The following is a 22017-nucleotide window of genomic DNA, read 5'->3' on the forward strand; positions in this document are numbered from 1 at the left end:
ATAATACCTTCCGATCAGCCCGTCCGATCGTCCACCCACCGGGCGAAGGCGGCGTGGGCGGCGTCGACGGGCAGAGCGAGGATCGCCGGAACCCGATAATCGTGCAGTTCCGCGATGCGCGCCATCAGCGCGTCGCGGCGGGCGGGCGCGGTCTTGAAGAGGACGGGCACCTCCGCCGCGGTATCGACCGCGCCGTTCCATTCGTAGATGGAGGTCGCCTCCCCCAGCAGGTTCGCGCAGGCGGCCAGCCTTTCCTCCACCAGCTGGCGGGCGATGCGGGTCGCGGCCTCCCGCGAGCCGAACAGCGTGTAGACGAGCGCGACGGCGCTCATCCCCGGCGTTCCCCCAGCGCATGGGCGCCCCAGGTCGCGGACGCCACCACCAGCGCGCCGACCGCCTGGTGCAGCACCGCCAGCGGCAGGGCGATGCCGCTGACGACCGTGGCGATGCCGAGCGCGACCTGCGTGCCCACCGCCGCGTTGATCGCGATGGAGGGGCCGCGCTGCCCCGCCTGCTTCGCCATGCGCGCCAGCATGACCAGCAGGATCGCGGCGACCCAGGCCCACCAGCGATGGATGAAATGGACGAGATAGGGATCGCTGGAAAGGGTGGCCCAGAGCGAACCCAGCCATTCGATCCCCTCCGGCACCAGATGGTCGTTCATCAGCGGCCAGGTGCTGGAGACATAGCCCGCGTCCAGGCCGGCGGTGAAGGCGCCGAACATGAGTTGCACCAGCAGCGCCAGCAGCGCGACCACCGCGAAGGGATGGAGCATGGCGGGCCTGGCGAAGGGGGTCTTCGCGCGGGTCAGCAGGTCGAGCGCGGTCCAGATCAGCCCGCCCATGATGAACAGCGCCGTCAGCAGATGCACCGCCAGCCGGTAATGGCTGACGTCGGTGCGCACCGACAGGCCCGATTCCACCATCCACCAGCCGATCGCGCCCTGCAGCCCGCCAAGCGCCAGCAGCGCGACGAGACGGAAGCCATAGCCCTGCGGGATCGCCCGTTTCCACGCGAACCAGAGCAGCGGCAGCGCGAAGGCGACGCCGATCAGCCGCCCCAGCAGCCGGTGCACCCATTCCCAGAAGAAGATGAACTGGAAATCGCCCAGCGTCATGCCCTGCCGCAACTGCCGATATTCGGGAATCTGCTGATAGGCGCGAAACGCATCCATCCACTGGTCGTGGGTCAGCGGCGGGATGGCGCCGCTGATCGGTTTCCATTGCGTGATCGACAGGCCGGATTCGGTCAGGCGGGTGATGCCGCCGACCACCACCATGCAGAAGACGAGGGCGGCGACCGTCAGCAGCCAGCGCGCGATCGGCGCGGGGCGTGGGACGGCGGTGGCGGGGCGGCTCAGGGTCGTCGCGGTCATGGCGCCGATCCATGCGCGCTTGTTTCGCCTGTTGCAAGGATAACCCTGACCGGTGGACAAAAGGTCGTAACGCCTTCTGCCTGAACGGATACAAAGCGCCGGACAGGCGTATCTCGCCCTATGAACAGGCTGACCGAGGATAATCGATGAGCGGCGCGCCGGGCATAGCGGAGATGATCGCCGCGCAGGGGCCGCTGGGCGCCCTGACCGCGCGCATCGACGCCGGATCGCCGCTGGGGCCGGTGCACGGCTGGTCCCCGGCGCTGGTGTCGACCGTCCGGCTGATGCTGTCGTCGCAGGCGGAGATCGTGCTGTTCTGGGGCCCCGATCTCTGCGCGCTCTACAACGAAGCCTATGCGCCCACCATCGGGGACAAGCATCCCCGCGTGCTGGGCCGCCCGGCGCGGGAGGGGTGGACGGAACTGTGGGACGATCTGGAGCCGCTGCTGCGTTCCGTCGTCGACCAGGGGCAGTCCGTGCATGCCAAGGACCGCCCCTTCTATATCGAGCGGGACGGCGGACAGGGCGAACAGGTGTTCTTCGACATCAACTATTCCCCGGTTTTCGAGACGGACGGCTCCGTCGGCGGCGCGCTGTGCATCGTCAGCGAGACCACCAAGAGGGTGGTCGCGGAAAAGGAGATGCGCGCCGATCGCGCCCGCCTCTGGGCATTGGCGCGCGACCCGTTCCTGGTCGCCGACCGGGACGGCACCTGGCTGGCCGCCAGCCCCGCCTGGACCGAAATATTGGGATGGAGCGAGGCGGACCTGATCGGGCGCACGTCCGAATGGATGGAGCATCCCGACGATCTGGAGAAGACGAAGGGGGAGATCGCCGGGCTGGCGCGGGGCATGCCGACGGTGCGATTCGAAAACCGGTTCCGGGCGAAGGACGGCAGCTACCGCAATTTCAGCTGGACGGCGGTGCCGGAAAACGACCTTATCTATTGCGTCGCCCGCGACGTGACCGAGCAGCGCGCCCATGCCCGGGCGCTGGCGGAGGCGGAAGAGGCGCTGCGGCAGGCGCAGAAGATGGAGACGCTGGGCCAGTTGACCGGCGGCGTCGCGCATGACTTCAACAATCTGCTGCAGATCGTCACCGGCAATCTGGAACTGCTGCAACGCGGCCTTCACGAGGATCAGGCGCGGCTGCGGCGGGCCGCCGACAATGCCATGGCGGGCGCGGAGCGCGCCGCGCTGCTGACGCAGCGGCTGCTCGCCTTTTCCCGCCGCCAGCCGCTGGCGCCCGAGCGGATCGACCCCAACCGGCTGGTCAGCGGCATGTCCGACCTGCTCAACCGCACATTGGGCGAGACGATAGAGGTGGAGACGATCCAGAGCGCGCGCATCTGGCCGATCGAGATCGACGTCAACCAGATGGAGAATGCGCTGCTGAACCTGGCGGTGAATGCGCGCGACGCCATGCCGGACGGCGGCAAGCTGACCATAGAGGTGGCCAATACCCATATCGACGAGGATTATGCCGCGCAGGAGGCGGAGGTAAAGCCCGGCCAATATGTGCTGATCAGCGTGTCCGATACGGGCGAGGGCATGGACGAGGAGGTGCTGAGCCACGCCATCGAACCCTTCTTCACCACCAAGGAGGTCGGGCGGGGCACCGGCCTTGGCCTGTCGATGGTCTATGGCTTCATCAAGCAGTCCGGCGGCCATATCCGCGTCTATTCCGAAAGCGGCCATGGCACGACGGTCAAGATCTACCTTCCCCGCTTCTACGGTCCGCTGCCGGACAACGACACCGGGTCGGTGGACCGCGCCGCGCCGATATGCGGCGGCGACGAGACGGTGCTGGTGTGCGAGGATGACGAGAAGGTGCGCGCCTATACCGTCGATGTGCTGAAGGAACTGGGCTATCGGGTGATCGAGGCGAATGACGGCGCGGCGGCCTTGCAGGCGCTGGACAGCGCTTCGCAGTCCATCGACCTGCTGTTCACCGACGTCATCCTGCCCGGCGGCATGACCGGGGCCGACATCGCGCAACAGGCGCGCGCGGAGCGGCCGGGGCTGAGGGTGCTGTTCGCCACCGGCTATGCGCGCAACGCCATCATCCATCACGGGCGGCTCGATCCGGGCGTGGAACTGCTGACCAAGCCGTTCACCTATGCCGAACTGGCCGCCAAGGTGCGCGACATGCTGGACCGGAACGGAGCGCGGCAGGTGGGGTGAAGCCCGAGTGGAAGGGAAGTTCGAGAATGCGGATGCCCGCCCCTATCAGGGCGGCGCCGACCGCAAGCGCTTCCTCCAGCCCGATGCCGCGCCGGATCGCGCAAATGGGTGGCGCGCCTTCGGCCAGCAGGTCGTCCAGGGTCATGAGGGCTCTCCGTGAGATGGGGCATTGGGGGGATGGGGCGGCGGGAACAGCCTCTCTCCTCCCCGGTCCTCATCAGGACAGCCCCCCATCGGGACAGCCCCCATCAGGACAGGCCCCCATCAGGACAGACCAGCGAGCGAGCAGGCGTCGCCGTCCAGCGTCTCGCTCGGCACGCCGCGCCTGCCCAGCGCCTGGGCGTAGCGCACCGAGAGTCGGGCGTCCCCGATCAGCCATATGTCGTCCGCCTGTCCGGGCGTGGCGAGTCCGGACGTGGCGAGGATTTCCGCGACCTCCGACCCGATCAGCAGGCCGGACAGATAGCCTTCCGACCAGTCCGCCGAACGCCCGTCGCGCAGCCGCATGCTGCGCGCGGCGAACAGGGAGGAGAGCAGACGCCCCTCCTCCTCCGCCCGGCGCAGGCCGTCGGCGAAGCCCTGCGCCTCCTGCGCCGGATCGGGCCGGTCGGCCGGCGCGCCCAGGGTGGAACGATCCCGCAGCAGGGCGAAAAGCTCCCCCGTCGGCATGGTGCGGAAGGAGGTGACGCGGCCATCCTGCACCACCGCCCATTTATTGTGGGTGCCGGGCAGGACGATGAGCCGGCGGCCCTGCCCCAGCGCCGGATCGCGCGCGATGGCGCCGAATATCTGCGTTTCCTCTCCGCGCATGAGGTCGGGCGCGCCGGCCGTCCCGGTGCAGGCGAGGCCCGCCATGATCGCGACGGGCACGCCGCGCCAGTCGAACCGCGCCGCCGCCGCACGCCAGGTCGCGGCGTCGGCGGGGCAATCCGCATAGGGCGCCTCCACCCAGCCGTCGCGGGCGCCGGCCATGCCGCAAAGGCGTATTTCCGTCGGCGCGGCTTCCTCCAGCCAGGGGGCGATGGTGGCGGCGAATGCCGCTTCCGCCTGCCCGGCCGCCGCAGCGATGCCGGGGCCGTCATGGCGGGCGGTGACGCGGCCCTGCTCGATACGGAACAGCCGAAGGCGGCTGGTGCCCCAGTCCCCGACGACCTCGTAGCGGCTCAGCAAATTCGTCACCTGGCCCGAACCATCCTTGAATTTCTATTTGTATGAGTATATCGGAGAGGCAAGCGCGTCAACGTGCCCGAGAATCCATTGACCATTTTCTTCGACAGGGTGCCTTCTCAATGAGCGATTCGTCCAAGCCCGCCAACAAGCTGCGCAGCCGCGCCTGGTTCGACAACCCAGACAATATAGACATGACCGCGCTCTATCTGGAGCGTTATCTGAATTTCGGCCTGAGCCTGGACGAACTGCGCAGCGGCAAGCCGATCATCGGCATCGCCCAGACCGGCAGCGACCTGTCGCCCTGCAACCGCCATCATATGGTGCTGGCCGAGCGCGTGCGCGAGGGCATTCGGGAGATGGGCGGCATCGCGCTGGAGTTTCCGGTCCACCCGATCCAGGAAACCGGCAAGCGGCCGACGGCGGGGCTGGACCGCAACCTGGCCTATCTGGGGCTGGTCGAGGCGATCTACGGCTATCCGCTGGACGGGGTGGTGCTGACCACGGGCTGCGACAAGACGACGCCCGCGCTGCTGATGGCGGCGGCGACGGTCAACATCCCCGCCATCGCCCTGTCGGTCGGGCCGATGCTGAACGGCTGGTTCAAGGGCGAGCGGACGGGTTCGGGCACCATCGTCTGGCATGCGCGGCAATTGCTGGCCGCGGGCAAGATCGACGATGAGGGCTTCATCAAGCTGGTGGCGTCCTCCGCGCCGTCGACCGGCTATTGCAACACCATGGGCACGGCGACGACGATGAACTCGCTGGCCGAGGCGCTGGGCATGATGCTGCCGGGATCGGCGGCGATCCCCGCGCCCTATCGCGACCGGCAGGAGGTCGCCTACCTCACCGGCAAGCGCATCGTCGAGATGGTGGCGGAGGACCTGAAGCCGTCCGACATCCTGACGCTGGACGCGTTCCACAACGCCATCGTCGTCAATTCGGCCATTGGCGGGTCGACCAACGCGCCGATCCACCTGGCGGCGATCGCGCGCCATGTCGGGGTGGAGCTGCCGCTCAAGGATTGGGAGACGGTGGGGCACAAGGTGCCGCTGCTGGTGAACCTCCAGCCCGCGGGCGAATATCTGGGCGAGGATTATTATCGCGCCGGCGGCGTGCCGGCGGTGGTGGGCCAGCTGATCGCGCAGGGCCTGATCCGCGAGGGCGCGATGACCGTCAACGGCAAGACCATAAGCGAGAATTGCCGGGGCGCGGAGATCGAGGACGAGAAGGTCATCCGTCCCTTCGCCCGGCCGCTGAAGGAGGAGGCCGGGTTCCTCGTGCTGTCGGGCAATCTGTTCGACGCGGCGGTGATGAAGACCAGCGTGATTTCGGACGAGTTCCGCCAGCGCTATCTGTCCAACCCCGAAGATCCCAACGCCTTTGAAGGCCCGGCGGTCGTGTTCGACGGGCCGGAGGATTATCATGCGCGGATCGACGATCCGGCCGTCGGCATCACGCCCGATACGCTGCTGTTCATGCGCGGCGCCGGCCCGGTCGGCTATCCGGGCGCGGCGGAGGTGGTGAACATGCGGCCGCCCGCCTACCTCATCACCGAGGGCGTGTCCGCCCTGCCCTGCATCGGGGACGGGCGGCAGTCGGGGACTTCGGGCAGTCCCTCCATCCTCAATGCCTCGCCCGAAGCGGCGGCCATGGGCGGCCTGGCGCTGCTGCGGACCGGCGACCGGGTGCGGATGGACCTGAACAGGGGCACGGTGAACGTCCTCATTCCCGACGAGGAACTGGCCGGCCGCCGGGCGGCGCTGGAGGCGGAGGGCGGCTATCCCTATCCCGCCTCGCAGACGCCGTGGCAGGAAATCCAGCGCTCCGTCGTCGGCCAGCTGAACAGCGGCGCGATCCTGGAGGGCGCGGAGAAATATCAGCGCATTGCCCAGACCATGGGCCTGCCGCGCGACAATCATTAATCCCCCATTTCGGAGTTTATCCCCATGTTCAACGGAGCCATTCTTGTCGGCGCGAGCGAGCGCCAGGGCGGCGAGCCCTTCTTCGCCATCGACCCGTCGACCGGCGCGAAGGGCGGGATCGCCTTTCACAACGCCTCGGCCGCCGATGTCGCGGACGCCTGCGCGCTGGCCGATGCCGCGTTCGAGAGCTTCTCCACGCTGACGCCCGACGCCCGCGCCGCCTTTCTGGAGGCGGTGGCCGACGGGATCATGGCCATTGGCGACCTGCTGATCACCACCGCCATGAGCGAGACCGGCCTGCCACGCGGGCGGCTGGAAGGCGAGCGGGGCCGCACCGTCGGCCAGCTTCGCCTGTTCGCAGGCTATGTCCGCCAGGGCGACTGGCTGGACGCCACCATCGACAAGGCCTTGCCGGAGCGGCAGCCGCTGCCGCGCAGCGACCTGCGCCGCGTCAACCAGCCGGTCGGACCGGTCGCCGTGTTCGGCGCGTCCAACTTCCCGCTCGCCTTCTCGGTCGCGGGCGGCGACACCGCATCGGCCTTCGCGGCGGGTTGCCCGGTGGTGGTGAAGGGCCATCCGGCCCATCCCGGCACCGGCGAACTGGTCGCCCGCGCCATCGCCGCGGCGGTCGAGGCCAGCGGCCTGCATGAAGGCGTGTTTTCCTACCTGCCCGGCACCACTAACGACCTCGGCGGCGCGCTGGTGGCCGATCCGCGCATCAAGGCGGTGGGCTTCACCGGGTCGCGCGGCGGCGGCCTTGCCCTCATGAAGATCGCGGCCGGGCGCGACGAGCCCATCCCGGTCTATGCCGAAATGTCGAGCATCAACCCGGTCGTGCTGCTGCCCGGCGCGCTGGCCGCCCGGGCCGAAGCGCTGGGCGCCGCCTTCGTCGGGTCGCTGACGCTGTTTTCGGGCCAGTTCTGCACCAATCCCGGGCTGGTGATCGCGCTCGACAGCCCCGATCTGGACCGTTTCGTCGCTGCGGCGGCCCAGGCCCTGTCGGCCAATGCGGCGCAGGTCATGCTGACGCCCGGCATCCATGCCGCCTATGAAAAGGGCGTCGCGGCGCTGGCCGGGGCGGAGGGCGTCACCACCATCGCGCGCGGCGCGGCGGCGGACGGCGTCAATCGCGGCCAGCACGCGCTGTTCGCCGCCAGCGGCGAGCAGTTCCGCGCCAATCCGGCGCTGGCGCATGAAGTGTTCGGTTCCTCCTCCATCCTCGTCAAATGCGCGACGATCGAGGAGGTCATCGACACCATCGCCCGGATGGAGGGCCAGTTGACCGCGACGCTCCAGATGGACGACAGCGACCGGGCCGATGCCGCGAAGCTGTTGCCCACCCTGTCCCGCAAGGTCGGACGCGTGCTGGCGAATGGCTGGCCGACCGGGGTGGAAGTCACCCATGCCATGGTGCATGGCGGCCCCTTCCCCTCGACCTCCGACGGCCGTTCGACGTCCGTGGGCACGCTGGCGATGATGCGCTTCCTGCGCCCGGTCTGCTATCAGGACGTGGCCGACGCGGTGCTGCCGCCCGCCTTGCAGGCCGCCAATCCGTGGCAGCTCAACCGCCGTATCGAGGGCAGGCTGGAGATCGCCCGGTGATGCCGTCCGTGGATGAATCCATGATCCGGTCGCTGGTCCAGTTCGAGGAAGGCGGCCGCCGCGGCGTCGCCGCCCTCGACCGGACCGGCGCGGCCCGGCGCGTGGAGGGCGCAAGCTCCACCCGCGCGCTGGCGCTGGAGGCGATTGCGGCCGGGCAGGGCCTGGCCGCCATGGCGGAAGCGCGGCTGGGCGGGGCGGTGGACCTTTCCGCCGTCCGGCTGCTCTGCCCCATCGACCATGAGGATGCCGCGCACCTGCTGGTCGCGGGCACCGGCCTCACCCATCTCGGCTCGGCGGAAGGCCGCGACAAGATGCACAAGGCGGCCGCGTCGGGCGATCTGACCGACAGCATGCGCATGTTCCTGATGGGCGTGGAGGGCGGCAAGCCCGCCGACGGCGGCATCGGCGCGCAGCCCGAATGGTTCTACAAGGGCGACGGCCAGATACTGGTCCATCCCGGCGAGGATTTCACCATGCCGGCCTTCGCGGAGGATGGCGGGGAGGAGCCGGAGGTCGCCGGCATCTACCTGATCGACGGGGACGGCGCGCCGGTTCGCCTCGGCTTTGCCATCGGCAATGAATTTTCCGATCATGTGACCGAACGCGGCAATTATCTGTGGCTTGCGCACAGCAAGCTGCGTCAGGCCGCGCTGGGCCCCGAACTGCTGCTGGGCGACCTGCCGGAGGATCTGCGCGGCACCAGCCGCATCGTCCGCAATGGCGTGACGGTGTGGGAAAAGCCCTTCCTTTCCGGCGAGACCAACATGTCCCACGGGATCGACAATCTGGAACATCATCATTTCAAATATGGCCTGTTCCGCCGTCCGGGCGACATCCATGTCCATTTCTTCGGCACCGCCACCCTTTCCTTTTCGGAAGGCTTCGCCGCGCAGGAAGGCGATGTGTTCGAGGTGGAGGCCGCGCCCTTCACCCTGCCCGTGCGCAACGGCCTGCGCCGCGCGGCGGACGAGGGCAAGACGAAGGTGAAAGTCCTATGACCATCAGGGCAGGCCTTGTGGGCCTGGGCAAGATCGCCCGCGACCAGCACCTTCCCGCCATCGCGAAGACCGGCGGCATAGACCTTGTCGCCGTCGCCAGCCGCAATGCGCGGGGCGAGGGCGTGAACAACTATCCCGATCTGGACGCGATGCTGGCGGGGGAGCCGGACATGGACGCCGTGATCCTCTGCCAGCCGCCGCAGGTCCGATACCAGGCGGCGCGGCAGGCGATCCTGGCGGGCAAGCACGTCTTTCTGGAAAAGCCGCCGGGCGCCACCGTGTCGGAAGTGGAGGCGCTGATCGCCCTCGCCCGCGCGCAGGGCGTCACCCTTTATGCAAGCTGGCACAGCCGCTATGCCGCCGCGGTCGCGCAGGCGAAGGCGTGGGTGGCGGAGCGCACGATCCGGCACATCGACATCCAGTGGCGCGAGGATGTCCGCCACTGGCATCCGGGCCAGCCGTGGATCTGGGAAGCGGGCGGGTTCGGCGTGTTCGATCCGGGCATCAACGCCCTGTCGATCCTGACGGAGATCGTGCCGGAGCCGGTGACGATGCTGTCGGCCAGCCTGGAAGTGCCGGAGAACAGGGACGCGCCCATCGGCGCCGCGCTGAGCATGGCGACGGCGTCGGGCGCGACGGTCGAGGCCGTGTTCGACTGGCGCCAGACCGGCCCGCAGACATGGGACATCGCGGTCGAGACGGCGAATGGCAGCCTGCTGCTGTCGGAGGGCGGCAATATGCTGCGCCTGGACGGGGAAATCCAGCTCAAGGCGCCGGACGAGGAATATCCGGCCATGTATCGCCGCTTCGTGGGGCTGGTCGAGGACCGGGCGATCGACGCCGACATCGCGCCGCTGCGTTTGGTGGCGGACGCCTTCCTTTGTGGGCGGCATTGCCCTACGACGGCCTTCGAGGACTGAACCGGGGGGGCCTGAACATTGGGAAGCGAGCGCAAGGACGTAACGGAACGCAAATTCGCGACGGACGAAGGCTCGCTTCGCATCCATCAGGCCATCGCCCGGCAATTGGGCACGGCGATCCTGATGGGCGTCCACAAGCCCGGCGACCTGTTCGAGGGGGAGATCGAGGCGTCGGAGCGGCTTCACGTATCCCGCACCGCCTATCGCGAGGCGGTGCGCATCCTGATCGCCAAGGGGATGCTGGAAAGCCGGCCCAAGGCCGGTACCCGCGTGCTGCCGCGCAGCCGATGGAATGTGCTGGACCCGGAAATGCTCGCCTGGATGTTCGCGGGGGAGCCGGACCGCGACTTCATCCGCGACCTGTTCGAACTGCGCGGCGTGATCGAACCGGCGGCGGCCGAATTCGCGGCGCGGCGGCGGACCGACGAGCAACTGGCCATCATGGCGCAGGCGCTGGACGAGATGGAAAAGCACGGCCTTTCGACGCCGGAAGGGCGGGCGGCGGACCAGCGTTTCCATCATGCAGTGCTGGCGGCAACGCATAATGACGCGCTCGCCGCGCTGGCCAGTTCGGTGGGGGCGGCGGTGAGTTGGACCACCACCTTCAAGCATCGCAAGAAGCTGCTGCCGCGCGATCCCCTGCCCGATCACAAGGCGGTCTATCGCGCCATCGCCACCCGCGACACGGCCGCCGCGCGCAACGGCATGGTGGAGTTGCTGCGGCTGGCCATGGCCGACATGGACGTGGTCATGACGGAACCCGGCAAGCTTTAACAGGGCGTAGAAAAGCGGGCGCCGGCTTTCCGGGCGATGCCGTGGAGGGCCGACCCGGCCGGGTCGGGCGCCGTCAGTTCACCGGGGCCCGCCGCCTGTAGCTGAGCGCTTCGGCCACATGGACGCGCCCGACGCGATCCGCCCCCGCCAGATCGGCGATGGTCCGCGCCACGCGCAGCACGCGGGTATAGCCCCGCGCCGACAGCTTCATCGCCGCAGCCGCCTGCGCCAGCAGTTCGCGCCCGGCCTGATCCGGCCCGGCGACATCCTCCAGCCGCTCTCCATCGACCTCCGCATTGGTCCGCAGCGACGTCCCTTCATAGCGGCGCGTCTGCACGGCCCGCGCGGCGGCGACCCGGACCGCGACCTCCGCCGATCCTTCGGCGGGCGGGGGCAGGACCAGGTCCGCCGCCGTCACCGCCTGCACCTCCACATGCAGGTCGATGCGGTCGAGCAGCGGTCCCGACACCTTGGCCTGATAGTCCGCCGCGCAGCGGGGGGCGCGGGAACAGGCCAGCGCCGGATCGCCCAGATGGCCGCAGCGGCAGGGGTTCATCGCCGCCACCAGCTGCACCCGCGCCGGGAAGGTGACATGCGCATTGGCCCGCGCCACGGTGACTTCCCCCGTCTCCAGGGGCTGCCGCAGCGAATCGAGCACCGTCCGCTGGAATTCGGGCAGTTCGTCGAGGAACAGCACGCCCAGATGCGCCATGCTGACCTCGCCCGGCCGCGCCTTGTGCCCGCCGCCGACCAGCGCCGCCATGGAGGCGCTGTGATGCGGATTGCGGAAGGGACGGGCGCGGCTGATCCGGCCGCCCTCCAGCGTGCCGGCGACGCTGGCCACCATGGAGGTTTCCAGCGCCTCGCCCGGCGTCAGTTCGGGCAGGATGCCGGGCAGGCAGCTCGCCATCAGCGACTTGCCCGCGCCGGGCGGGCCGACCATCAGCAGATTATGGCCGCCCGCCGCCGCGATCTCCAGCGCGCGCTTGGCGCTTTCCTGACCCTTGACCTGCCTGAGGTCCGCGGTCCGGATCGGCGGCTCCACCTGCCCGGGCTGCGGCGGCGAGAGGGCGGCGGCGCCCTTGAAATGGTTGAGGATGGCCAGCAGGTCGGGCGCGGCGATCACCTCCACCTGACCGGCCCAGGCGGCTTCCGCGCCCTGCGCCACCGGGCAGACAAGGCCCAGTTCCCGCTCCCCCGCATGGAGCGCGGCGAGCAGCACGCCGGGCGTGGGGGCGATGCGGCCGTCCAGACCCAGCTCGCCCACGACGACATAGCCCGCCAGCGTCTCGGCATCGATCACGCCCATGGCGCCGAGCAGGGCCAGCGCGATGGGGAGGTCGAAATGCGACCCCTCCTTGGGAAGGTCGGCGGGCGAGAGGTTCACGGTGATCCGCTTGGGCGGCAGCGAAAGGCCGATGGCGGCGATGGCGTTGCGCACCCGCTCCCGGCTTTCCGCGACCGCCTTGTCCGGCAGGCCGACGACGATGAAATTGGGAAGGCCGGGAACGAGCTGGCACTGAACCTCCACGCCGCGCGCTTCCAGCCCCAGATAGGCGACCGTCGATACCGTCGAAACCAATGATGTTCCCCCATGCCCCGGACGACCTCCATGGCGCTCCCGCGAGGGCAGGAGTGCCGCGTCAGGGGCCGAACCGGGTTCCTGCCTTCGCAGGAACAGGGAGGCATTTCAATCTCTTGGTGATGGTGGACGGATCAGCCCTCTTCCGGGCGGCCCTTGAAGCCCTGCGCCACGACATACCATTCGACGCTGCCCTTGCGGCTGGCGGGGGGCTTGGCATGCTTGATCGTGGTGAAATGCCTTTTGAGGATGGCGAGCAGGTCGGCGTCGGTGCCGCCCGCGAACACCTTGGCCACGAAAGTGCCGCCCTTGCGCAGATTCTCCACCGCGAACATGGCCGCCGCCTCGACCAGCCCCATGGTGCGCAGATGGTCGGTCGCCGCATGGCCGACGGTGTTCGCCGCCATGTCGGAAATGACCAGATCGGGCGCGTCGCCCAGCGCCTCCGCCAGCAGGGCGGGCGCGCTGTCGTCCATGAAGTCCATCTGGAACAGGGTGACGCCCGGAATGGGATCGGTCGGCAGCAGGTCGATGCCCACCACCTTCGCCTTGGGGCAGAGTTTCCGCACCACCTGCGCCCAGCCGCCGGGCGCCACGCCCAGGTCGACCACCGCGCGGGACCCCTTCACGAAGTGGAACTTCTCGTCCAGTTCGATCAGCTTGAAGGCGGCGCGGCTGCGCCACCCCTCCGCCTTGGCGCGGCGGACATAGGGGTCGTTCAACTGGCGTTCGAGCCAGCGGGTGGACTGTGCCGTCCGCCCCTTCGCCGTCTTGACCCGCACCTTGCCGGCACCGGTACCTCTCACAGGGGGCCTCTCACATCTTCACTCCGTCACGGTCCATCAGGCCGCGCAATATGCCCTCGCGAATGCCGCGATCGGCCACGCCCAGGCGCTGGGCGGGCCAGATGTCGAGGATGGATTCCAGGATGGCGCAGCCCGCCACGACCAGATCGGCCCGCTCCGTCCCGATGCAGGGCAGCTTCTGCCGCTCCGCCAGGGGCATGGAGGACAGCCGCGCCGAAATCGCCCGCATCGACGTCGACGGCACGATCAGCCCGTCGATCGCCTGCCGGTCGTAGCGCGGCAGGTCGAGATGCAGGCTGGCCAGCGTCGTCACCGTGCCCGATGTGCCGAGCAGGCGGATATCCGCCTGCGGAGCCGGCAGGCGGCGGGCCAGCGGCGCGAAGGCATCCGCCACGCGGGCGCGCATCCGGGCATAGGCGGACAGCCGGTCCATGGGATCGGCATGGTCGAAAGGCTCGCTCTCCGTCAGGGAGACCACGCCCCAGGGGGCGCTCACCCAATCGACGATATGCGGCGCGCCGGCGCGATTGGCGTCCACCAGCACCAGTTCGGTCGAGCCGCCGCCAATGTCGAAGATGAGCGCGGGGCCGTCGCCCGGCTCCAGCAGCGCGTGGCAGCCGAGCACCGCCAGCCGCGCCTCTTCCTGCGCGCTGATGATGTCGAGGGCGATGCCGGTTTCCCGATAGACGCGCTGGATGAATTCGGCGCCGTTGGAGGCGCGGCGGCACGCCTCCGTCGCGACCGAGCGGGCCAGGGTGACGTGCCGGCGGCGCAGCTTGTCGGCGCAGACCGACAGGGCGGAAATCGCGCGCTCTATGGCGGCGTCGCTGATCCGGCCGGAAGCGGCAAGCCCCTCCCCCAGCCGCACGATTCGCGAAAAGGCGTCGACGACGATGAAGCCGTCCGCCGATGGCTTGGCGATCAGCAGGCGGCAATTATTGGTGCCAAGGTCGATGGCCGCGTAGGACCGGCGTCCGCGCAGCGGATGAGGCAAAAGGCCCCGCGATTTCGACGGGGGAGTGAGGGCCGCAGCCTTGCTCCCATTGCCCTGACCGGAACGGACCCCCTTGCCCGAAATTCCGCCGGCCGGGCCGGAACTCTGCGGCGATGGGCGGCTGTGCTGCACCATGGCCGTATCTCTTTTCTTCTTCGCCAGCGCCGAAAAGCGCCGGAACTTGGCGACAAGAGTAGGCAAAGGAACAGGAAAGCGCAAGGCGGGGCGGACAGCCCCCTCAGACAAGCGGCATGAGGGCCGCGACGATCCACCGTTCCTCGGCGCGCAGCACGCCCCAGGCGCGGGCGGCGGCGCGGCTGTCCATCACCTCCACACCGATGCCGCGCCCCTCCAGTTCGCGCACGAAGGCGCGCGGCGGCTGGCGCAGGGCGGCGCCCGTGCCGACCAGCAGGAATTCCGGCTGGACGTCGAGGTCGAACAGGTCGCCCAGATGCGCCACCGTCAGCGCGTCGACGGGCGGCGCATCCTGCCAGGCGAGCGCCCGCACCGGGGAGAGCAGCAGGCCTTCGGGAAAAACATCGTCGCGGACCCGAAAACCCCGCCCCTGAAAGCCGGTGACGATCGGCCCCTGCCCCGATTCATCGCGGCGCAGCTCTATGCCGGAGCGGTTCCCGTTCAGGGTCGCGCCCCGTCGTCGCGCGGGCCCATCCGCTCGGCCTGGGCGGCGATATTGACCTTGCTCGCCTTCTTCTCCGCCGTGGCGGGGGACAGGCCCAGGCTGATGAGCAGCGAGGAGGAGACATAGACCGACGAATAGGTGCCGACGATGATGCCCAGCATCATGGCCGCGGTGAAGCCGCGCAGCACATGGCCGCCCAGCAGCAGCAGCGCGCCCAGCGCCAGCAGCACCGTGACCGAGGTCATGACCGTGCGCGGCAGCGTTTCGTTGACCGAAAGGTCGATCAGCGACTTCATGTCCATCTTGCGATATTTGCGCATATTTTCGCGGATGCGGTCGTCGATCACCATCTTGTCGTTGATCGAATAGCCCACGATGGTCAGCACGGCGGCGACGATGTTGAGGTCGAATTCGAGCTGGGTGATGGCGAAGAAGCCCAGCGTCATCAGCACGTCGTGCATGATCGCGACGAAGGTCGAGACGCCGAACTGCCATTCATAGCGGAACCAGGAGAAGATCGCGATGCCGATCACCGCCAGCATCACCGCCAGCACGCCGTTCTGGATCAGTTCGCCCGACACCTTGCCCGACACCGTGTCGTAGCGGGAGAAGGTGACGCCGGGGAATTCCGCCGTCATCGCCTTGCGCGCCTTTTCGACGATGGCGTTGGCCGCGCCCGCGCCGCCCTGTTCCGGCAGAGGGAGGCGGATCTGCACCGTTTTCGGATCGCCGAACTGCTGGAGCGAACCGTCGCCCACCCCCAGTCGGTCGATTACCGTGCGCACCTTGTCGGTCTGCGGCGGCGTTTCGAACTTCGCCTCTATCATCAGGCCGCCGACGAAGTCGACGCCCAGGTTCAGCCCCTTGTAGAAGGTCGCGCCGACCGCCAGCACCGTCAGCAGCGCCGTCAGGGCGAAGGCCCAGTGGCGCAGCTTGACGAAGCCGATATTGGTGTTGTCCGGGACGAGCTTAAGCAGTTTCATGTTTCTCTCCGCCCGTCAGATGTGGATTTCGGTCGGGCGCTTGGCGCGGACCCAACGCGACACCAGCAGGCGCGTGAAGGTGACGGCGGTGAACACGCTGGTCGCGATGCCGATCAGCAGCACGATCGCGAAGCCCTTGACCGGTCCCGACCCCAGAGCGAGCATGATGCCGCCGGCGATGGCGTGGGTCACGTTCGCTTCGAAGATCGTGCGGCTGGCTTCCTTATAGCCATGTTCGATCGCCTGCACGACCCCGCGTCCCCTCCGCCTTTCCTCACGGATGCGCTCGTAGATCAGCACGTTGGCGTCGACCGCGGTGCCGATGGTCAGCACGAAACCGGCGATGCCCGGCAGCGTCAGCGTCGCGCCCAATATGCCCATGACGCCCAGGATCACCAGCACGTTGATGGCGACGGCGAGGTTGGCGTACATGCCGAAGCGGCCATAGCTCATGAACATGAAGGCCGCCACCGCCGCCACCGCGATCACCGAGGCGAGCAGGCCCGCGCGGATCGAGTCGGCGCCGAGTTGCGGGCCGACCGTGCGTTCCTCCACCACGGTCAGCGCAACGGGCAGCTTGCCCGAACGCAGCGCGATCGCAAGCTGGTTGGCGCTTTCGACGGTGAAGCTGCCGCTGATCTGCGCGCTGCCGCCCAGGATCGGCTCGTTGATGTTCGGCGCGGACAGCACCTTGCCGTCGAGGATGATGGCGAAGGGACGGTTGACGTTCTGCGACGTCACCTGGCCGAATTTGCGCCCGCCCGCACCGTTGAAGCGGATGTTGACGATCGGCTCGTTGCCCTGCTGGTTATAGCCCTGCTGCGCGTCGGTCAGGTCCTCGCCCGACACCATGACCTGCCGGTAGACGGCGATCACCGGCGGCCCGGCGGGATTTGTGGGATAGGGCAGCACTTCGCTCCCGACCGGCGCGCGGCCCTGCGCCACCTCGGCGGGGTTGGCGTTGACGTCGACAAGCTTGAATTCCAGCTTGGCGGTCTGGCCCAGCAGGTCCTTCAGCGCCCTGGGGTCCTGAAGGCCGGGCACCTGCACGACGATGCGGTTGTCGCCCTGCTGCTGGATGGTCGGTTCGCGCGTGCCCATCTCGTCGATGCGCTTGCGGATCACCTCGGTCGCGACTTCCATCGCACCCTTCACCGCATTGTCGATGCCCGCCTTGGTCGGGGTGATGACGATGGTGGAGCTGTTCACCACCTCCACATTGAAATCGCGCTGGCCGGTGAGGCCCGCCCCCTGGGTCAGCGGCCGGATGCGCTCGACGGCGGCATCGACCTGCGACGGGTTGCGCACCATGAAGCTCAATTTCCCGTCGCGGCTGGAAATATCCCCGATCGCGATCTTCGTGTCGCCCCGGCGCAGTTCCGTGCGGACCTGCTCCTCCATATTGGCGATGCGCTGCTTCGCCACGTCCTGGGTCGAGGCTTCGAGCAGCAGGTGGCTGCCGCCCGACAGGTCGAGGCCCAGGTTCACGCGGGTCTGCATGAATTTGGGCAGTTGCCCGACCACCGTGTCCGGCAGGAAGCTCGGCACGGCGCAGGCTATGCCGATCAGCAGCGGCAGCAGGATCGCGACGACCGCCCAGCGAGGGAAATTCAGCATGGGTGGGGCTCAGTCGTTCGCGGGCTTGGCGGTGGCGGGATCGATCACGTCGGTCAGGGTGGACTTCACCGCCTTCACCTTCATGCCCGGCGCCAGTTCGACTTCGGCGTAGAATTCGTCGACGCGCACCACCTTGCCGACCAGACCGCCGCCGGTCACGACCTGATCGCCCTTCTTCACGGCGTCGATCTTGGCCTTGTGCTCCTTCATCTTCTTTTGCTGCGGACGGATCAGCAGGAAATAGAAGACGACGAAGATGAGGACCAGCGGGGCCATCTGAACCAGCATGGAGGCGCCGGACGATTCCCCGCCCGCAGTCTGGGCAAAGGCTGGAGATATGAACATGCTTGGGACTTTCGCCTTATTCTCTTGTCCAGTCGCGGGCGCCGATAAACGCCCACAGATCAAGGGCGCGCGGCTAACACAGATCGCACGGCGGAGGCAACATGATTAGGGTTTCCGACGAATGCGCAAAAAGCCTGCATCGAATGGCTTGCATATTCCCCAAACTGCTTCTAATTGCGCCGCTCCGGTCGGGACGTAGCGCAGCCTGGTAGCGCATCACACTGGGGGTGTGGGGGTCGGAGGTTCGAATCCTCTCGTCCCGACCAAATTTCCGGCAGGGCCTTTTCCGGCCTGCCTGCCTTTTTCCCATTTTTATCCATTTCGCCTGCGCCAGCGCTTTTCCGCTGTCCTACAGCTAACCAAATGGGATAAATGACCCGCCTTTCCGGAACAGGAGGGCGTTTTCATGGATATTGCGGCTCTGATCGATGAAGTCATCGCGCGGGAGGGTGGCTACGGCAACCATCCGGCGGATCGCGGCGGACCGACCAATTTCGGCATCACCCAGGCCGTGGCGCGGGCCAACGGCTATGGCGGCGACATGCGGGCGATGCCCCGGACGGTGGCCGAGGCGATCTATCGCAGGCTCTATTGGGAGAAGCCGGGCTTCGCCTTCGTCGCGGAACTGGCGCCGGCGGTGGCGGAGGAACTGTTCGACACGGCGGTCAACATGGGGCCGGGCACGGCCGGCGGTTTCCTGCAGCGGGCGTTGAACGCGCTCAATCGCAACGGTCGGGACTATGCCGACCTGAAGGTGGATCAGGCGGTGGGGGCGAAAACGCTTTCCGCGCTGGGCGCCTTTCTGGCCGTTCGCGGGCGGGCAGGCGAGAAGGTGCTGCTGAAAGCCCTCGAAGCGCTTCAGGGCGAGCGCTACCTGGCGCTGGCCGAGAGCAGGCCGGCCAATGAGGCCTTTCTCTATGGCTGGCTCGCCAACCGGATCGGATAGGAGGCAGGGATGACGTCTTCACGCAGGCGAGTCGCGGGGGACCGGTGGACGCTGCGGGCGCGGCCGGCCTTTCTCTACATGATGTACGGGTTGCTGCTGTGGTCGGTGCCGCTGGGGCTGGTCGGCGGGGTGCGGCCCGATGTGGCGGCGGGGATCATCCGGGCGATGCGGGCCTATTTCAACGCCCTGCCGGAGCCGCTCTATGCGCTCTTCGGGACGGGCTATCTGGGCTATACGGCGGCGCGCGCCTGGGGGAAGGCGAAGGGGGTGGAGCGGTAAGAGGCGCCCCTTGCCCCTTATCCTGTTCCTGCGAAGACGCTCGAATGAGCGCGGCGGGTCTTCAGGCCAGAGCATCCTGCGCAAAAGTGGGAACCGGTTTTGCGTTCAAAAGGATGCGACAACAAAAGCTTGGAGCGCGCGGCCTGCCTATGATTTGACGCAGCGCGCTCTAGAGCCAATCGACATTCAGCCCTGACGGCCTGCAAATGACGCTTTTCCGTGCTTCCGGTGCTCACCTACCTTGAGTAGGCTGCGCTCCGGGTCACGGAAAACCATCATTTTCGGCTCGTCATCTTCTGAATGTCGATTGGCTCTAGGGCCGTTCACCGGGGAAATTCTCCTTGAGGAAGTCCAGCACCACCCGCGCTCTTGGCGGCAGGCGTTTGTGGGACGGGTGGACGGCCCAGATGTCGAGCGGGGCGATATGGCTTTCCGGCAGGACCGGGACCAGCCGTCCCGCCGCGATGTCGCCCTGCACCCGGATGGCGGGTAGCAGGGCGATGCCGAGGCCGCTGAGGGCGGCGCGGTGGACGGCTTCGCTGCTGTCGCTGCGGAAGGTGCCGCCCACCACCCTCTCCCGCCCGTCGATGGTCCAGCGGGCGGGCACGTCGCCATAAGCGTAGGCGATGCACTGATGCCCCGGAAGGTCTTCGGCGGACGAGGGCATGCCGCGGCCGGCAAGATAGGCGGGATGCGCGACCAGCAGGCGGGGCAGCGCGCCCAGCGGATGAACCACCAGGCTGTCGTCGCCCACCGGGCCGACGCGCAGGGCAAGGTCGAGGCGGTCCTCCACCACGTCGCGTTGCCAGTCCGTCATCGCGCAATCGAGCTGGAGCGCGGGGTAGCGCGCGGTCAGATCGCCCAGGCGCTCGACATAATAGAGGCCGAGCGCGGTGGTGAAGCCGATGCGCACCAGGCCGCCCGGTTGATCGCGGACCGGGCCGAATTCCTGTTCCGCCCCATCCAGCGCGTCCAGCATCGCACGGGCGTGGACCAGCAGGCGGTCAGCCTCCGGCGTGGCGATCAGCCGGCGGGTGGTGCGATGGAACAGGATGGCGCGGAAATGCGATTCCACCTGATCCAGCCGGCGGGCTATGGTCGTATGGCTGGCGTGCATCTCTCCAGCCACGCGGGAGAAGTTGGGTTTTTCGCATAGCCGGACGAATGTCCGCAGGGCGATCAACAGATCGGACATTTGCACGATACTCGCACAGATATTGTGCGGCTTATCCTTATTGTCTGATCGGCCGAAAAGCCAGATGCCAGCGCGCAAGGAATGATGGAAGAGGATAGCCATGACCGATCGCATCGCCCATGCCGGGCTGGCCGCCAAATGCCGGACGGCGGAGGAGGCCGCGGCGCTGATCCGCAACGGGATGGCCGTGGGGATGAGCGGCTTTACCGGGTCGGGCTATCCCAAGGCGGTGCCGCTGGCGCTGGCGAAGCGGATCACCGAGGCGCATGCGGCGGGCGAGCCCTTCCGGGTCAGGGTGTGGACCGGCGCGTCGACCGGGCCGGAGCTGGACGGGGCGCTGGCGCAGGCCGACGGCGTGGAGTTCCGCCTGCCCTATAATAGCGATCCCATTGCCCGGGAGCGGATCAACAAGGGCCAGATGCAATATTTCGACATGCATCTGAGCCAGGTCGCGCCGATGGCGTGGCAGGGTTTCCTGGGCGATCTGGATGTCGCGGTGGTCGAGGTGACGGGGATCACCGCCGGGGGCGAGCTGGTCCCCTCCGCCTCCGTGGGCAACAACAAGACCTGGATCGACCGGGCCAAGGGCGTGATACTGGAGGTCAATCGCTGGCAGAACCCCGCGCTGGAGGGGATGCACGACATTTATTACGGCACGGCGCTGCCGCCGCATCGCCAGCCGATCCCGCTGGTGTGCGCGGACCAGCGCATCGGGCAGCCGACCTTCCGCTGCGATCCGGACAAGGTGATCGCGGTGGTCGAGACGGATGCGCCGGATCGCAACGCGCCCTTCAAGGCGCCGGACGACAAGGCGCGGGCGATTGCCGGGCATTTGCTGGAATTCCTGCGCCATGAGGTGAAGAAGGGGCGGTTGCCTGCTTCGCTGCTGCCGTTGCAGTCGGGGGTCGGCAATATCGCCAATGCGGTGCTGACCGGCCTGATCGACGCGCCGTTCGAGGACATGGTCGCCTTTACTGAGGTGATCCAGGACGGGATGCTGGACCTGCTCGACGCGGGCAAGCTGCGGATGGCGAGCGCGACGGCCTTTTCCCTGAGCCCGGAGGCGGCGGCGCGGATGAATGCCGATATGGGGCGCTATCGGGACCGGATGATCCTGCGGCCGCAGGAGATCAGCAACCATCCCGAGCTGGTGCGGCGGCTGGGCTGCATCGCGATGAACGGGCTAATCGAGGCGGACATCTACGGCAACGTCAATTCGACGCATCTGATGGGATCGCGCATCCAGAACGGCATTGGCGGGTCGGGGGACTTTGCGCGCAATGCCTATCTGTCGATCTTCATGACGCCGTCGACGGCCAAGGGTGGGGCGATCTCCGCCATCGTGCCGCATTGCAGCCATGTCGACCATATCAACCAGGATGTGCAGGTGATCGTGACCGAGCAGGGGCTGGCGGACCTGCGCGGGCTGGCGCCCCGGCAGCGGGCGGAGGTCATCATGGAGAATTGCGTGCATCCGGACTTCCGGCCGATGCTGAAGGATTATTTCCGGCGGGCTTTGGCGGGGTCATACGGGTTGCAGTCGCCCATGCTGCCGGGGGAGGCGCTGGCGTGGCACCAGCGCTTCATCGATACGGGGACGATGCGGGGGTAGGTTGGGGAGATGGGGATGAGGTGGCCCGGCTGGCTCGATTTGGCCAATGGCGGACGTCAATGCTTCCCCTCCCC

Annotated in this window: 21 protein-coding genes and 1 tRNA gene; 11 read left to right on the top strand and 11 right to left on the bottom strand. The window is 68.0% G+C overall.

Annotated elements, in window-relative coordinates; genetic code table 11:
* Window positions 1–14: 14 nt before the first annotated feature.
* Window positions 15–332: a divalent-cation tolerance protein CutA gene (gene cutA / locus K7W03_RS12715; protein ID WP_044661331.1), complete on the bottom strand. Its 318-nt coding sequence runs from the start codon at window positions 330–332 to the stop codon at window positions 15–17.
* A complete protein-coding gene (locus K7W03_RS12720; protein WP_061939341.1) occupies window positions 329–1375 on the bottom strand; it encodes a COX15/CtaA family protein in 1047 nt (348 codons plus the stop codon). Before K7W03_RS12720 ends, cutA begins: the two co-directional genes overlap by 4 nt.
* Window positions 1376–1521: 146 nt before the next feature.
* Between K7W03_RS12720 and K7W03_RS12725 the strand changes: the two genes are divergently transcribed.
* Both K7W03_RS12725 and K7W03_RS28350 read left to right on the top strand, forming a co-directional pair.
* A complete protein-coding gene (locus K7W03_RS12725) occupies window positions 1522–3558 on the top strand; it encodes a PAS domain-containing sensor histidine kinase (protein ID WP_226870115.1) in 2037 nt (678 codons plus the stop codon).
* Window positions 3559–3565: 7 nt separating this feature from the next.
* Window positions 3566–3718 carry a hypothetical protein gene (locus K7W03_RS28350; RefSeq protein WP_222886488.1) on the top strand — a complete coding sequence of 51 codons (153 nt, stop codon included), beginning with the start codon at window positions 3566–3568 and terminating at the stop codon, window positions 3716–3718.
* Window positions 3719–3822: 104 nt separating this feature from the next.
* Here the strand turns inward: K7W03_RS28350 and K7W03_RS12735 are convergent, their stop codons facing one another.
* Window positions 3823–4725 carry a 2-dehydro-3-deoxygalactonokinase gene (locus K7W03_RS12735; RefSeq protein ID WP_222886494.1) on the bottom strand — a complete coding sequence of 301 codons (903 nt, stop codon included), beginning with the start codon at window positions 4723–4725 and terminating at the stop codon, window positions 3823–3825.
* A 122-nt stretch (window positions 4726–4847) separates the two neighbouring features.
* Here K7W03_RS12735 and K7W03_RS12740 point away from each other — a divergent pair, with 122 nt between their 5' ends.
* Genes K7W03_RS12740 through K7W03_RS12760 form a run of 5 tightly spaced genes read left to right on the top strand, consistent with a single transcriptional unit; the run spans window position 4848 to window position 10944 of the window.
* A complete protein-coding gene (locus K7W03_RS12740; protein WP_222886489.1) occupies window positions 4848–6650 on the top strand; it encodes an IlvD/Edd family dehydratase in 1803 nt (600 codons plus the stop codon).
* Between the two features lie 24 nt (window positions 6651–6674).
* Window positions 6675–8252 carry an aldehyde dehydrogenase (NADP(+)) gene (locus tag K7W03_RS12745; protein WP_222886490.1) on the top strand — a complete coding sequence of 526 codons (1578 nt, stop codon included), beginning with the start codon at window positions 6675–6677 and terminating at the stop codon, window positions 8250–8252.
* Between the two features lie 20 nt (window positions 8253–8272).
* A complete protein-coding gene (gene araD1 / locus K7W03_RS12750; protein ID WP_222886495.1) occupies window positions 8273–9250 on the top strand; it encodes an AraD1 family protein in 978 nt (325 codons plus the stop codon).
* Entirely contained in the window at window positions 9247–10170 is a 924-nt protein-coding gene (locus K7W03_RS12755; protein ID WP_025551580.1) for a Gfo/Idh/MocA family protein, read from the top strand. The genes araD1 and K7W03_RS12755 overlap by 4 nt, the downstream gene beginning before the upstream one ends.
* 18 nt (window positions 10171–10188) lie before the next feature.
* Window positions 10189–10944, top strand: a complete 756-nt coding sequence (locus K7W03_RS12760; protein ID WP_025551582.1) for a FadR/GntR family transcriptional regulator — start codon at window positions 10189–10191, stop codon at window positions 10942–10944.
* 73 nt (window positions 10945–11017) lie between these two features.
* On the opposite strand, the gene K7W03_RS12765 is transcribed toward K7W03_RS12760, so the two are convergent.
* The 7 genes from K7W03_RS12765 to yajC form a co-directional block, all read right to left on the bottom strand.
* Window positions 11018–12526: a YifB family Mg chelatase-like AAA ATPase gene (locus K7W03_RS12765; RefSeq protein ID WP_044661325.1), complete on the bottom strand. Its 1509-nt coding sequence runs from the start codon at window positions 12524–12526 to the stop codon at window positions 11018–11020.
* 134 nt (window positions 12527–12660) lie between these two features.
* Window positions 12661–13332 carry an RlmE family RNA methyltransferase gene (locus tag K7W03_RS12770; protein ID WP_044661324.1) on the bottom strand — a complete coding sequence of 224 codons (672 nt, stop codon included), beginning with the start codon at window positions 13330–13332 and terminating at the stop codon, window positions 12661–12663.
* Window positions 13333–13342: 10 nt separating this feature from the next.
* Entirely contained in the window at window positions 13343–14461 is a 1119-nt protein-coding gene (locus K7W03_RS12775; protein ID WP_025551587.1) for a Ppx/GppA phosphatase family protein, read from the bottom strand.
* A 103-nt stretch (window positions 14462–14564) separates the two neighbouring features.
* Window positions 14565–14966, bottom strand: coding sequence for an Mth938-like domain-containing protein (locus K7W03_RS12780; protein WP_306303108.1), 402 nt, complete (start codon window positions 14964–14966; stop codon window positions 14565–14567).
* A complete protein-coding gene (gene secF, locus K7W03_RS12785) occupies window positions 14963–15949 on the bottom strand; it encodes a protein translocase subunit SecF (RefSeq protein WP_025551591.1) in 987 nt (328 codons plus the stop codon). Before secF ends, K7W03_RS12780 begins: the two co-directional genes overlap by 4 nt.
* 15 nt (window positions 15950–15964) lie before the next feature.
* A complete protein-coding gene (gene secD, locus K7W03_RS12790; RefSeq protein ID WP_025551592.1) occupies window positions 15965–17566 on the bottom strand; it encodes a protein translocase subunit SecD in 1602 nt (533 codons plus the stop codon).
* A 9-nt stretch (window positions 17567–17575) separates the two neighbouring features.
* The gene (yajC, locus tag K7W03_RS12795; RefSeq protein ID WP_044661323.1) at window positions 17576–17911 is read right to left on the bottom strand and encodes a preprotein translocase subunit YajC; all 336 of its coding nucleotides are present in this window, start codon (window positions 17909–17911) and stop codon (window positions 17576–17578) included.
* A 189-nt stretch (window positions 17912–18100) separates the two neighbouring features.
* Here yajC and K7W03_RS12800 point away from each other — a divergent pair.
* The 3 genes from K7W03_RS12800 (at window position 18101) to K7W03_RS12810 (ending at window position 19136) form a co-directional block, all read left to right on the top strand.
* Window positions 18101–18177: transfer RNA gene (locus K7W03_RS12800), tRNA-Pro, on the top strand.
* Between the two features lie 140 nt (window positions 18178–18317).
* Window positions 18318–18857, top strand: coding sequence for a glycoside hydrolase family 108 protein (locus K7W03_RS12805; protein WP_044661282.1), 540 nt, complete (start codon window positions 18318–18320; stop codon window positions 18855–18857).
* Between the two features lie 9 nt (window positions 18858–18866).
* A complete protein-coding gene (locus tag K7W03_RS12810; protein ID WP_044661281.1) occupies window positions 18867–19136 on the top strand; it encodes a 3TM-type holin in 270 nt (89 codons plus the stop codon).
* A 313-nt stretch (window positions 19137–19449) separates the two neighbouring features.
* On the opposite strand, the gene K7W03_RS12815 is transcribed toward K7W03_RS12810, so the two are convergent.
* Complete coding sequence (locus K7W03_RS12815) at window positions 19450–20331, bottom strand: LysR family transcriptional regulator (RefSeq protein WP_222886491.1); 882 nt, start codon at window positions 20329–20331, stop codon at window positions 19450–19452.
* 100 nt (window positions 20332–20431) lie between these two features.
* Here K7W03_RS12815 and K7W03_RS12820 point away from each other — a divergent pair, with 100 nt between their 5' ends.
* Entirely contained in the window at window positions 20432–21943 is a 1512-nt protein-coding gene (locus K7W03_RS12820; protein WP_222886492.1) for an acetyl-CoA hydrolase/transferase family protein, read from the top strand.
* Window positions 21944–22017: the final 74 nt, after the last annotated feature.

Source organism: Sphingobium sp. PNB (assembly GCF_019873065.1).
Classification (GTDB): domain Bacteria; phylum Pseudomonadota; class Alphaproteobacteria; order Sphingomonadales; family Sphingomonadaceae; genus Sphingobium; species Sphingobium fuliginis.

Coding starts and splice junctions, on each gene's coding strand:
- K7W03_RS12725 (WP_226870115.1), top strand. CDS start 1,522: ATGAGCGGCGCGCCGGGCATAGCGGAGATGATCGCCGCGCAGGGGCCG.
- K7W03_RS12815 (WP_222886491.1), bottom strand. CDS start 20,331: ATGTCCGATCTGTTGATCGCCCTGCGGACATTCGTCCGGCTATGCGAA.
- K7W03_RS12810 (WP_044661281.1), top strand. CDS start 18,867: ATGACGTCTTCACGCAGGCGAGTCGCGGGGGACCGGTGGACGCTGCGG.
- K7W03_RS12820 (WP_222886492.1), top strand. CDS start 20,432: ATGACCGATCGCATCGCCCATGCCGGGCTGGCCGCCAAATGCCGGACG.
- K7W03_RS12805 (WP_044661282.1), top strand. CDS start 18,318: ATGGATATTGCGGCTCTGATCGATGAAGTCATCGCGCGGGAGGGTGGC.
- secF (WP_025551591.1), bottom strand. CDS start 15,949: ATGAAACTGCTTAAGCTCGTCCCGGACAACACCAATATCGGCTTCGTC.
- araD1 (WP_222886495.1), top strand. CDS start 8,273: ATGATCCGGTCGCTGGTCCAGTTCGAGGAAGGCGGCCGCCGCGGCGTC.
- K7W03_RS12755 (WP_025551580.1), top strand. CDS start 9,247: ATGACCATCAGGGCAGGCCTTGTGGGCCTGGGCAAGATCGCCCGCGAC.
- K7W03_RS12740 (WP_222886489.1), top strand. CDS start 4,848: ATGAGCGATTCGTCCAAGCCCGCCAACAAGCTGCGCAGCCGCGCCTGG.
- cutA (WP_044661331.1), bottom strand. CDS start 332: ATGAGCGCCGTCGCGCTCGTCTACACGCTGTTCGGCTCGCGGGAGGCC.
- K7W03_RS12720 (WP_061939341.1), bottom strand. CDS start 1,375: ATGACCGCGACGACCCTGAGCCGCCCCGCCACCGCCGTCCCACGCCCC.
- yajC (WP_044661323.1), bottom strand. CDS start 17,911: ATGTTCATATCTCCAGCCTTTGCCCAGACTGCGGGCGGGGAATCGTCC.
- K7W03_RS12775 (WP_025551587.1), bottom strand. CDS start 14,461: ATGGTGCAGCACAGCCGCCCATCGCCGCAGAGTTCCGGCCCGGCCGGC.
- secD (WP_025551592.1), bottom strand. CDS start 17,566: ATGCTGAATTTCCCTCGCTGGGCGGTCGTCGCGATCCTGCTGCCGCTG.
- K7W03_RS12745 (WP_222886490.1), top strand. CDS start 6,675: ATGTTCAACGGAGCCATTCTTGTCGGCGCGAGCGAGCGCCAGGGCGGC.